At 62.2% G+C, this 11,448-nt stretch carries 10 protein-coding genes; 8 read left to right on the forward strand and 2 right to left on the reverse strand.

The window, feature by feature from the left end:
- Positions 1-8: 8 nt before the first annotated feature.
- The 7 genes from AAFX91_RS14930 to AAFX91_RS14960 are packed head-to-tail and all read left to right on the forward strand — an operon-like array spanning position 9 to position 8,948.
- Complete coding sequence (locus AAFX91_RS14930) at positions 9-332, forward strand: sarcosine oxidase subunit delta (RefSeq protein ID WP_130580089.1); 324 nt, start codon at positions 9-11, stop codon at positions 330-332.
- A complete protein-coding gene (locus AAFX91_RS14935) occupies positions 329-3,325 on the forward strand; it encodes a sarcosine oxidase subunit alpha (RefSeq protein ID WP_394566966.1) in 2,997 nt (998 codons plus the stop codon). The genes AAFX91_RS14930 and AAFX91_RS14935 overlap by 4 nt, the downstream gene beginning before the upstream one ends.
- On the forward strand, positions 3,318-3,914 hold the full coding sequence (locus AAFX91_RS14940) for a sarcosine oxidase subunit gamma (RefSeq protein ID WP_130580091.1): 597 nt from the start codon (positions 3,318-3,320) through the stop codon (positions 3,912-3,914). Before AAFX91_RS14935 ends, AAFX91_RS14940 begins: the two co-directional genes overlap by 8 nt.
- A gap of 4 nt (positions 3,915-3,918) precedes the next feature.
- The gene (locus AAFX91_RS14945) at positions 3,919-5,292 is read left to right on the forward strand and encodes an L-serine ammonia-lyase (protein ID WP_130580092.1); all 1,374 of its coding nucleotides are present in this window, start codon (positions 3,919-3,921) and stop codon (positions 5,290-5,292) included.
- A gap of 11 nt (positions 5,293-5,303) precedes the next feature.
- Entirely contained in the window at positions 5,304-6,596 is a 1,293-nt protein-coding gene (gene glyA, locus AAFX91_RS14950) for a serine hydroxymethyltransferase (protein ID WP_394566967.1), read from the forward strand.
- A 31-nt stretch (positions 6,597-6,627) separates the two neighbouring features.
- Positions 6,628-7,059 carry a dihydroneopterin aldolase gene (locus tag AAFX91_RS14955; RefSeq protein WP_165421217.1) on the forward strand — a complete coding sequence of 144 codons (432 nt, stop codon included), beginning with the start codon at positions 6,628-6,630 and terminating at the stop codon, positions 7,057-7,059.
- A complete protein-coding gene (locus tag AAFX91_RS14960; RefSeq protein ID WP_394566968.1) occupies positions 7,050-8,948 on the forward strand; it encodes a gamma-glutamyltransferase family protein in 1,899 nt (632 codons plus the stop codon). Before AAFX91_RS14955 ends, AAFX91_RS14960 begins: the two co-directional genes overlap by 10 nt.
- Positions 8,949-8,965: 17 nt before the next feature.
- Here AAFX91_RS14960 and AAFX91_RS14965 read toward each other — a convergent pair whose 3' ends face one another.
- Positions 8,966-9,868 carry a LysR family transcriptional regulator gene (locus tag AAFX91_RS14965; protein WP_130578644.1) on the reverse strand — a complete coding sequence of 301 codons (903 nt, stop codon included), beginning with the start codon at positions 9,866-9,868 and terminating at the stop codon, positions 8,966-8,968.
- Positions 9,869-10,055: 187 nt separating this feature from the next.
- On the opposite strand from AAFX91_RS14965, the gene AAFX91_RS14970 reads away from it, so the two are divergent.
- The gene (locus tag AAFX91_RS14970; protein WP_394566969.1) at positions 10,056-10,745 is read left to right on the forward strand and encodes an isochorismatase family protein; all 690 of its coding nucleotides are present in this window, start codon (positions 10,056-10,058) and stop codon (positions 10,743-10,745) included.
- Between the two features lie 63 nt (positions 10,746-10,808).
- Here the strand turns inward: AAFX91_RS14970 and AAFX91_RS14975 are convergent, their stop codons facing one another.
- On the reverse strand, positions 10,809-11,291 hold the full coding sequence (locus AAFX91_RS14975; protein WP_130578648.1) for a GNAT family N-acetyltransferase: 483 nt from the start codon (positions 11,289-11,291) through the stop codon (positions 10,809-10,811).
- Positions 11,292-11,448 lie beyond the last annotated feature (157 nt).

The raw sequence follows: 11,448 nt of genomic DNA on the forward strand, positions 1-11,448 counted from the left end.
TCAGTCACATGCTTCTCATCAAGTGCCCCTTCTGCGGCCCGCGGCCAGAACTCGAGTTCTCCTATGGAGGACAGGCGCATATCGCGCGCCCGAAGGATCCGGCGTCTCTCGATGACGAGGCGTGGGCGGAATACCTGTACATAAGAAGCAATTCGAAAGGACTGCACGCGGAACGCTGGAGGCATATTCACGGCTGCGCGCGTTTCTTCAACGTGCAGCGGAATACGGTCTCCGACGCGATTGTGTCGACCTACAAGATTGGCGAGGAGCCTCCCAAGCCGGTCGAACCGGGGCTGGAAGAGCGGTCCAGCAGGAGCGGAGCGGCGCTATGAGATACCGGCTTCCCGCGGGCGGCCGCATCGATCGCGACAAGCCTATGTCGTTCCACTTCGACGGAAAGAAATATTCCGGGTTCGCAGGCGACACGCTCGCTTCGGCACTTATCGCCAACGGCGTCCATCTCGTCGGCAGATCGTTCAAGTACCATCGTCCTCGCGGCATCATGTCCGCCGGCGCGGATGAGCCGAACGCGCTCGTGGGTGTGGGCAACGAGGAATCGCGCTATACGCCGAACCTTCGCGCAACGCAGGTCGAGCTCTACGACGGCCTCGTGGCCGAGAGCCAGAACCGTTGGCCATCCCTGTCGCTGGACTTCAGCGGCGCAAACGACCTGTTCTCGCGATTTCTCCCGGCGGGCTTCTACTACAAGACCTTCATGTGGCCGGCGTCGGCGTGGAAGAAGCTGTACGAGCCGATGATCCGGCGCGCCGCTGGGCTGGGGCGCGCCCCGGACGCGGCCGACGCCGACCGTTATACGCAAGTGTACGGGCATTGCGATGTCCTGGTCGTCGGGGCGGGGCCAGCCGGGCTTGCGGCAGCCCTGGCGGCGGCGCGATCGGGAGTGAGGGTCTTCGTCTGCGACGAGCAGGACCAGATGGGAGGCTCGCTGCTGTCGGAGCGGGAAGCAACCATCGACGGGCAGGCGGCCGCTGATTGGCTGGAGCAGACTATCCAGGAATTGAAGTCGCGAACGAACGTGGTCCTGTTGCCGCGGACCACCGCGTTCGGTTGGTATCCGCACAATTTCCTTGGGCTATGTGAGCGCGTCACGGACCATTTGGGACCGGCAATCACAAAGCAACCGCGGGAGCGGATGTGGCAGGTACGGGCTAGGGAAGTGGTTCTCGCGACGGGTGCGATCGAAAGGCCGATGGTGTTTCCAGGCAATGATCGCCCCGGAATCATGATGGCTGAGGCGGCGCGAACCTATGCCAATCGCTATGGGGCGTTGCCCGGCACCAGGGCAGTCGTCTTCACCGCTTGTGACGGCGCTTATCGTGCGGCACTCGAGCTGAAGAGCGCCGGGATAGAGATCACCGCGATAGCGGACGTGAGATCAAATCCGAACGGGCGGTGGATCGAGCGGGCGCGAGCGGCCGGCATAGACGTGCGTCCCTCCACTGTAGTTACCGGCACTTACGGCCGTCTGCACATCTCGCATGTCGATGTGGCCAGGATCTCGGGAGGAAGCGCAGGGCATCCCGAAACCTTCGCGTGCGACCTTCTGCTGATGTTGGCGGGCTTCACGCCGAGTGTGCACCTGTTCTCGCAGTCGCGCGGCAAGCTCGTCTACGACGAGGATCTGAAGGCATATCTGCCGGGTGAATCGGTCGAGCGCGAGCGTTCCGTGGGAGGTTGTCGAGGCGTGTTCGACCTCAGCACATCTCTCGCCGACGGGTTCGCGGGAGGACTCAGCGCGGCAAAAGCGGCGGGAGGGACTGTAGCGGCCGAGCACAAATTTTCGGTTTTCGCCCAATCGTTGGGGAGAGACGGTTTCGTTGGCGCGCCGCCGAGCGGCGGCGGATCGCGTCGAACACGGGCCTGGGTCGACTTCCAGAACGACGTCACCGCAAAAGACATTGAACTTGCGACGCGCGAAGGCTTTCGCTCCATCGAGCACGTCAAGCGCTACACGACGACGGGTATGGCGACCGACCAGGGCAAGACTTCCAACATGAACGCGTTGGGTATCGTCTCGCAGACTCTGGCGCTGCCCGTCTCCAAGGTCGGCCTGACGACCTTCCGTCCGCCATATACGCCGACAACCTTCGGCGCATTTGCCGGTCAGTCGAGAGGAGAGCTGTTCGATCCGGTTCGGAAGACGTCGATCCACGAATGGGCACGCGAGAACGGCGCCGTCTTCGAGGACGTGAGCCTTTGGAAGCGGGCCCATTACTTCCCGCGACCGGGCGAGGACATACACGCGGCGGTCAGACGCGAATGCAAGGCTACGCGGGAATCCGTCGGCATTTTCGATGCCAGCACGCTCGGCAAGATTGAGGTCGTCGGCAAGGACGCCGCCGAGTTCATGAACCGGATGTACACCAATGCGTGGACGAAGCTCGAGCCCGGACGTCTACGCTATGGAGTCATGCTGCGCGAGGACGGCTTCATCATGGACGACGGAGTGGTCGGGCGGATGTCACCCGACCGATTCCACGTCACGACAACGACAGGTGGCGCGACCCGCGTACTCGCCCTCATGGAAGATTACCTGCAGACGGAGTGGTCGGATCTTGACGTCTGGTTGACGTCGACAACGGAGCAATGGGCAGTCATCGCCGTCCAGGGACCGAATGCACGCAAGGTGCTCGAGCCGCTTGTCCAAGGCATCGACATCTCCCAACAGGCGATGCCGCACATGAGCGTGCAGGAGGGACGTATCTGTGGGGTGCCGACGCGGCTTTTCAGGGTCTCCTTCACCGGCGAACTGGGCTTTGAGGTCAACGTCCCCATGGGATACGGGCGCGGTGTGTGGGAGGCGATCCGCGCCGCGGGACGTGAGTTCGGCATCACGCCCTACGGCACCGAAACGATGCACGTTCTTCGGGCCGAGAAGGGATACATCATCGTTGGCCAGGAGACCGACGGCACTGTGACCCCCGACGACGTGGGGCTCGCCTGGGCGATCGGAAAAACCAAGAAGGACTTCGTTGGCAAACGTTCACTGGCGCGGCCTGCCATGAGCCGAAGCGATCGAAAGCAACTGGTCGGGCTGCTCACCGTGGATCCGAAGATCGTATTGGAGGAAGGGGCGCAGGTCGTCGCCGACCCGTCCGAACCTGTCCCCATGACGATGATCGGTCACGTAACGTCATCGTATTGGAGCGCTGCGCTCGACCGTTCGATCGCTCTTGCCTTGGTGCAAGGAGGCCGGGCGCGGATCGGCTCACGCCTGAGCGTTCCGATGCCAAGCGGGCCCGTGACGGTCGAAGTGGTCCAGCCGATTTTCTACGATCCGGAGGGGAAGCGTCTCGATGGCTGAGGCAACGATCGTCAGGGTGAACTCGCTGGCGGCCGTCAGCCGCGACAGCGCAAATCCTCCGCGGGCTAGCCTAGCGGTGCTGCCTGACGCTGCGAAATTAGTGTTTCGCGGACGTCCCCCGTCGGTTGGCGCCGCCGCAGAGGCATTCGGCGTCGAGTTGCCCCAAACCGCCAATCGTTTCAGCGAAGCGGGGCCGCGCAAGGCCTATTGGTTGGGCCCGGACGAGTGGCTGCTGGAAGCGATCGGGCAGGATTCTTCGGAACTCTTCTCAGCGATGGCCGAAAGGCTCGCCTCCCATTCCTGCTCTCTCGTCGACGTCAGTCATCGATCCGACTCCATGGAAATAAGGGGACCGATGAGCGAGTACGTGCTCAACCACGGCTGCCCGCTCGATCTTTCGGAACGAGCGTTCCCGATCGGGATGTGCACGCGCACCATTCTCGGCAAGTCGCCGATTATACTTTCCCGAACGGAGCGTGAAGTGTTTCACCTGGATGTTTGGCGTTCGTTCTCGCCTTACGTCTGGTTGCTTCTGGATGACGCCCGCCGGGAATTCCTCGACGATGAGTCTGCCAGGTCGCCCACGTGATTTCATGATCGGAACGTTCGAGCTCTTCAAGATCGGTATCGGCCCATCGTCGTCCCACACGGTCGGCCCCATGAAGGCGGCGGCCCGCTTTGCCGAGAGCGTAGAGCTTGCTGGTCTGCTGCCACGCGTGGCGCGGGTGCGGGTCGACCTGTTCGGATCGCTCGCCTGGACCGGTAAAGGGCACGGCACGGACAAGGCCGTCATTCTCGGCCTTGCCGGCGAGCTTCCTGATACGGTCGATCCCGATGATGCCGACAGGATCGCCGCGTCGGCCCGGCAGGGAAGGGTCCTCCATTTCGCGGGCAAGTATCGGATCGCCTTCGACCCCGAGGCGGACATCGTGTTCGACGGCATCACCCCTGCGGTCCATCATCCGAACACGCTGGCGCTTACGGTCTTCGATTCGGCCGGGGAGCGGCTTCTTGAACAGCGATGGTGCTCGGTCGGCGGCGGCTTCGTTGTCCCGGAAGCCGAGGTGGGAAAACCATCGCCTATCTCGTCGACGCCGGTGCCCTATCCCCTCCGCTCGGGCCGTGACCTCCTCACGATGGGAGCTTCGTCCGGCCTCTCCATTGCCGAGATGGTTCTGGGCAACGAGACCTCGCGGCTGCCGCGCGAGGAGGTCGAGAGCAATCTCGATCGCATCGTCGCGGTCATGATGGCTTGCATAGACCGCGGCATGGTGACGGAGGGAGAGCTCCCCGGCGGTCTCGAGGTGCGGAGGCGGGCGCCTGCACTGCACCGGAGGCTCCTCGTGGCATCCGGAGCGAACAATCGCGCGCAGCATGCCGTGATGGATTGGGTTAGCCTGTATGCGATCGCCGTCAACGAGGAGAACGCCGCCGGAAGCCGCGTCGTCACCGCGCCGACCAACGGCGCGGCCGGCATCATTCCGGCCACGTTGCGTTACTTCCGCGATCATTGTCACGACGCCGATGCGGAAGGGCTGCGCCGCTTTCTCCTCACCGCTTCCGCGATCGGAGCCCTGTTCAAGATGAACGCATCCATCTCCGGTGCGGAGGTCGGATGTCAAGGGGAAGTCGGCGTCGCCTGCTCGATGGCGGCCGCGGGATTGGCAGCCGTTCTCGGCGGCACCAACGAGCAGATCGAGAATGCTGCCGAAATCGGCATGGAGCACCATCTCGGCATGACCTGCGATCCGATCGGTGGTCTGGTGCAGATCCCCTGCATCGAGCGAAACGCGTTCGGGGCCATCAAGGCCATCAGCGCTGCCTCGCTGGCGCTCCAGGGCGACGGGACACACGTGGTGTCGCTCGACAAGGTCATCGCGACGATGCGCGAGACTGGCCGGGATATGCAATCCAAATACAAGGAGACCTCGCTCGGAGGACTCGCGGTGAATCTGGCGGAATGCTGAAGGAAACACACATGGGACAGGTTGCGTCGAACAAGTTCTTCACCACCGACATCTCGATTCTGGATCCCGAGATAGCCTCGGCTGTAGCGGACGAGCTGAGGCGACAGCAGGAAGAGATAGAGCTGATCGCTTCCGAGAACATCGTGTCGCGCGCGGTTCTGCAGGCGCAAGGCTCGGTTCTGACGAACAAGTACGCGGAAGGCTATCCGGGACGACGCTACTACGGCGGATGCGCGCATGTCGACGTGGCGGAGGAGGTCGCGAGGGAGCGCGCGAAGAAACTCTTTGGCTGCGCCTTCGCGAACGTGCAACCGAATTCGGGCAGTCAGGCCAACCAGGGCGCCTTCATGGCTCTCATGAAGCCGGGCGATACTTTCATGGGACTGGACCTGGCCGCAGGGGGCCATCTTACCCACGGCGCGAAGCCGAACATGTCAGGCAAATGGTTCAATGCGGTGAGATACGGCGTGCGTCCGGATGATCACCGGATCGACATGGACGCGCTGGAGCGCCTCGCACGGGATCATAAGCCGAAGGTCATCGTTGCAGGCGGGTCGGCTTACTCGCGCTTCTGGGACTTCGCGGAATTCCGTCGGATCGCTGATACAGTCGGCGCATATCTCATGGTCGACATGGCGCATTTCGCCGGCTTGGTTGCCGGTGGCGTGCATCCGTCACCCATCCCTCATGCGCATGTCGTAACCTCGACGACCCACAAGACGCTGCGCGGTCCTCGCGGGGGTCTGATCCTGTGCAACGACGCGGAGTTGGCAAAGAAGATCGACTCGTCGATCTTTCCGGGGCTTCAAGGCGGGCCGCTGATGCATGTGATCGCCGCCAAGGCGGTTGCGTTCGGCGAAGCACTGACGCCGGAGTTCCGCCGATACGCAAACGAAGTCGTCGGCAACGCCAAAACGTTGGTGAACACCCTGATGGAACGGGGATATTCCGTTGTTTCTGACGGGACCGACAATCATCTGTTTCTGGTCGATCTGCGTTCCAAGAACCTCAACGGCAAGACGGCTGAAGCCGCGCTCGGGCGCGCTAACATCACCTGCAACAAAAACGGGATACCTTTCGACCCCGAGAAGCCGACCGTTACCTCGGGAATTCGGCTGGGAACTGCGGCAACGACATCGCGGGGGTTCGGTGAAAGAGAATTTCAGACGGTGGGCAATCTGATCGCGGACGTATTGGACGCCGTGTCGCTCGCGAATACCGGCGCGGCGCCGGCCGTCGAGCAGCGCGTGAGAGGGCAGGTCGCCGAGCTCACGAAGGCGTTCCCCATCTATCCGCTTGCTTGAAGTGACGCGTTGTCCGGCACCTTCGCGATCGGTGGATCCCGACGGAATTTTCGTCCGCGGATTGCTGGTCAACTCGCCCGTCGATCTCATCGACCGGACGACGATGCGATCCCTGGAGGTTGATTTGGACTTGTCGATTGATCTAAGCAGGGCCGCTTCGAGTGACAACCTGGCGGATACCGCGAACTACTCGGATCTCGTCCGCGAGATTTCGCGCGCCTTCGCGTCGTCCGATCACGCCTCCCTCGCTGAGGCAGCGGCATCCGCTGCGGAGGCGGTCCTTGCGGCCGCCGCCAATGCCGATGGAGTGAAGCTGACCGTGCGCGATCCTCGTGTGACGTTTGGGACGGCCGTTGGCAGGATCGGTGTGTCGGTGGAGCGGAGCAGGCGCGGAACCGTCGAAGTTGCGCCACATGATGATGCGGCCAACATGCGTCTTTCCGCGAAGCGAGGATGGGCCTGAAGCAACGAGAGGCGAAAATGTCGAGCAATTTGGCACTGGGAAATTTCCGGCTCAGCTACGGCCCCGATGCCGGCGAGGGCGCGTTCACGACGAGGCCGGAAATCGTCGGCGCGTTCGGGGTGGTCGCTTCGACTCATTGGCTGGGAACCGCCGCAGGCATGCGCATCCTCGAAAAGGGAGGCAATGCCTTCGACGCCGCCGTGGCCATCGGCTTCGCGCTCCAAGTCGTCGAGCCGCATCTCAACGGCTTCGGCGGTGAGGTCCCGATCATCTTCCATGACGCGAAATCGGGACGGGCGCGCGTGCTGTGCGGGCAAGGAGTCGCGCCGGCGGGCGCCACGATTGAGGCGTTCGCCGGGCTGGGTCTCGACATCATTCCTGGAAGCGGGTTTCTTCCCGCGTGCGTTCCCGGCTCGTTCGGCGCCTGGATGAGGCTGCTCCAGGACTACGGGACAATGGGCGTGGGCGACGTTCTGGAATCCGCCATCACCTACGCTCGCGACGGTTACGTGATGCTTCCCAGGATTGCCGCGGCGATTCAAACGGTCGCTCCCCTTTTCCGGGAGGAATGGCCGACATCGGCGAGCGTCTATCTGAAAGATGGCCTGCCGGCGCCAGGCTCTCTATTTGCGAATCCGGACCTTGCATCGACGTATGAGAGAATCGTCCGGGTCGCCGAGGAAACGCGCGGGACGAGAGAACAGAAGATAGAAGCCGCCCGCAAGGCGTTCTACCAGGGGTTTGTCGCCGACGCGATCGAGCGGTTCGTCCGGACGCCCGTGATGGATACGTCGGGATCGCGGCATGCCGGACTCATCTCCGGACAGGATCTCTCGCTCTGGCAAGGGACGTACGAGGATCCGCTTTCCCTGAGCTATGGCGACTTTCAGGTGCTCAAGCCGGGACCGTGGACGCAGGGACCGGTGTTCCTCCAGCAGCTCGCCCTGCTCAAGGGATTCGATCTGTCCTCGATGGATCCCCTCGGCGCCGACTTCATTCACACCGTCACCGAGTGCTCCAAGCTCGCGTTCGCCGATCGCGAGAAGTATTACGGCGATCCGAATTTTGTCGATGTGCCGATGGCAAGGCTTCTGAATGAGGACTACGCGAGCGCGCGACGAGAGTTGGTGGGCAGCGCTGCCTCACTGGACTTCCGGCCGGGCTCGATCGAGGGCTTCGATCATGCCGTGCCCTATACCGTTGGCGACGCCGAGGACGGGAGCGCGGCGCTGGGCGCCGGTGAGCCGACGGTCGCCCGCTCCACGGCCGTTAGCGGAGAGCCCGCGATCAGCCGCCGCGGGGCCGTGCGTGGCGATACGGTCCATCTCGACGTGATCGATCGGCACGGCAATATCGTTTCGGCAACGCCGAGCGGAGGCTGGCTGCAAAGTTCGCCGGTGATCCCTGGACTCGGATTCGCGCTCGGGACGCGAGCGCAGATGTTCTGGCTCAAGCCGGGGCTTCCATCGTCGCTTGCCCCCGGCAAGCGGCCCAGGACAACACTTTCCGTTTCGCTGGTGTACAGGGACGCGGACCCATACGCGAGTTTCGGTACTCCGGGCGGCGATCAACAGGACCAGTGGAGCTCGGTCTTCTTTCTGCGCCACGTGCATCACAATCTCAATCTGCAGCGCGCGATCGACGCACCGATGTTTCACAACGACCACATGCCGAGCTCGTTTTTTCCGCGCCGCGCCAAACCCGGTTCATTGACCATGGAAAGTCGTTTTTCAATGGACGTGCAGAAGGAGCTTGCGGACAGGGGCCATCGCATCGAAATCGTCGACGGATGGTCGCTCGGAAGGCTTTCGGCGGTTTCCAAAAGAGGGAGGGTTCTGCGCGCGGCGGCGAACCCTCGCTATATGCAGGGTTACGCCTTTGGTCGTTAAGTAATACCGCGCGATCATCAGCCGATGGATGGGTGGCCTTGCTCGGCCAGCTCAATGAAGGCGCGGACCGTCTTGGACCTGTTCGTTCTTTTCCAGACCAGAAGCGTTTCCAGACAGAACCGTTGATCGTCGATCGGACGCAGATCGATGTTCTGACCGGCGAACCCGATCAAGCTCTTCGGATAGATCGTAACGCCGAGGCCGGCCGCGACCAGTCCGAGCAGCGCCATCGGATTCGACGCTTCCAGGCTGACGTTCATGCTCAGGCCTTCCGCCGAGAAGATGTCGCTCAGGCGCCAGCGATACGCTTCCCACTCGCCCATATCTCCGAGAATAAGATCCTGCCCGGCGAGATCGGCTGGACGTATCGTTGGTGCACGGGTCAACGCGTGATCCCGCGGCGCAACGAGATAAAGCGGCTCCACGCAAGCCACCAGGCTCTGGAAATCGGGATGGTCGAACGGCCCGATCATGTAGCCTACGTCGATCTCGTCATGTGCGAGCGCCAGCTTCTGACCCTGGGTACGCATGTAGCGCAGGTTCAGCGCGACATGCGGGTAGAGTCGTCTGTACCGAGAGACTGCCGAAGGCATCAGCGTCGTTGCCGCGAAAGACATGTAAGCCAATCTCAGCTCTCCGGTCTTGCCCTGCGCAACGAGACGAGCCGCGCCGACCGCCCGTTCGTAACCCCGCAACAGCTCGACATTTGTTTCGTAAAACGAGCGGCCCGCTGGCGTGAGCGAAACTTCTCGGGTGGTACGCTCGAACAGCTTGAATCCGAGCTGCTGTTCCAATCGCTGAATACGACGGGTCAGAGCCGACTGATCAATATTGAGGCGTTGGGCGCCGCGTCGGAAGCTGAGTTCCTCGGCAACCACCACAAAGGACTGCGTGAGTTCGATACCTTCGTCTCCGCACATTCGGCGCCTTCCCTACGGGCGAGTGAAGGATATCGATTGATGCAGGCCGTGCAACAACAATTGGTGAACGGTCACTTCCGCTCGCGCCGCCTTTCGTCATGATGGCCTCGATGGAGCCGTCGGTCAGGGCGGCCGGACAATGAGGAGATTGACCGTGCAGGACATCGACAATCGTGAGCTCAATCGCATGTTGCAGCAGGCCTTCGATGCTTCGACGAAGATCTATCAGGAGCGCGGTTTCCAGCGTCGCATCGGATTCGGAACACGTCCGGCGCTGGTGAGCGTCGACCTCGCCAACGCCTGGACGCGCCCGGGCAATCCCTTCACTTGCGATCAGGAAGCGATGGACAACGAGATCATCCCGGGCATGCAGCGGCTCCTGAAGGGCTGCCGTGCGAACGGCCATCCGGTGATCCACGTGACCACGGCCTACGAGATCACCGACCGGAATGCACCGTTTACCGACATGGGCTTGTGGCACTGCAAAATACCGATCGAGGTCGTCAATCTCAACGATCCGGCGTTCTGGGCCATCGACGCGCGCATCGCTCCGGTCGAGGGGGAATATACGTTGCTGAAGAAACGGGCGAGCGCGTTTCATGGCACGGGCCTTGGGGGAATTCTGCGCGCTGCCGGCGTCGACACCATCCTGGTAACTGGCGTGACCGCGACGGCATGCGTCCGTACGACGATCTGCGATGGCTTGGCGGACGGTTTTCGTACCATTGCCGTTCGTGAGTGCATCGGCGACCGCGTACCCGGTGCGGTCGCCTGGAACCTGTACGACATCGACGCCAAGTTCGCTGACGTGCACAGCGTCGATGAATGCGTTGACTATTTGAACAGCATGGGATCGACGCGCATAGCGGCCGAGTAGCGCTCTCGTGGCGACGGCGAGATAGACAGAGTCTCGCCGTCGTTGGTCATGAACGGTTCGCAGCTACAGCGACTTGAACATCACAAGCGCATCGACATAGTCGCCAGAGGGCCGACGGAAGGCGAGTGGCAGGCGACCGACGTCCCGGAAGCCAAGAGAATGCCAGAGGCTGACGGCGCGCTCATTGCTGCTGACAACGAAATTGAATTGCATCGCGGAAAATCCCTGGCTCTTCGCCTGCAACAGGGAGTGTTCGCACATCCGCCGAGCGATGCCTTTTCCCTGCGCGCTCGGGTGCGTCATGTAGCCGCAATTGGCGACATGCGATCCGCCTCCGGCCTGATTGGCGCGAAGGTAGTAAGTGCCCAGCGCGAGTCCGTCTTGCACCGCAATAAAGGTTTGACGATCTGTCCCCATCCAATAGCTGAGAGCGTCTGCCTCCGACATGTCCTTAGGGAGTGCATACGTCTCGCCGGCGCGAATGACGGGGCCGATGATCGACCAGATCGATGCGCTATCCTCACTTGTGGCAGGCCTTATCTTCAGCATGAGTGCTTGTTCCATGGGTATGTCGAGAGAGAGGATAGAGAGCCTCGCCGATGAAGCTCGGGACGAGCCAATTCTATTCTAGGGTCTGTTGGGATTCAGGATTCTCATTCGTGCTTGGCTGTGATTCAAGCTTTGGATGGAACGATTCGTTTTG

The organism is Bradyrhizobium sp. 31Argb (genome assembly GCF_043638955.1).
Taxonomy (GTDB): Bacteria; Pseudomonadota; Alphaproteobacteria; order Rhizobiales; family Xanthobacteraceae; genus Bradyrhizobium.

What these genes read in the sequence shown, in the direction of transcription:
- AAFX91_RS14970 (WP_394566969.1), top strand. Translation starts at nt 10,056, where the DNA reads ATGTTGCAGCAGGCCTTCGATGCTTCGACGAAGATCTATCAGGAGCGC.
- AAFX91_RS14940 (WP_130580091.1), top strand. Translation starts at nt 3,318, where the DNA reads ATGGCTGAGGCAACGATCGTCAGGGTGAACTCGCTGGCGGCCGTCAGC.
- AAFX91_RS14965 (WP_130578644.1), bottom strand. Translation starts at nt 9,868, where the DNA reads ATGTGCGGAGACGAAGGTATCGAACTCACGCAGTCCTTTGTGGTGGTT.
- AAFX91_RS14935 (WP_394566966.1), top strand. Translation starts at nt 329, where the DNA reads ATGAGATACCGGCTTCCCGCGGGCGGCCGCATCGATCGCGACAAGCCT.
- AAFX91_RS14960 (WP_394566968.1), top strand. Translation starts at nt 7,050, where the DNA reads ATGGGCCTGAAGCAACGAGAGGCGAAAATGTCGAGCAATTTGGCACTG.
- AAFX91_RS14945 (WP_130580092.1), top strand. Translation starts at nt 3,919, where the DNA reads ATGATCGGAACGTTCGAGCTCTTCAAGATCGGTATCGGCCCATCGTCG.
- glyA (WP_394566967.1), top strand. Translation starts at nt 5,304, where the DNA reads ATGGGACAGGTTGCGTCGAACAAGTTCTTCACCACCGACATCTCGATT.
- AAFX91_RS14930 (WP_130580089.1), top strand. Translation starts at nt 9, where the DNA reads ATGCTTCTCATCAAGTGCCCCTTCTGCGGCCCGCGGCCAGAACTCGAG.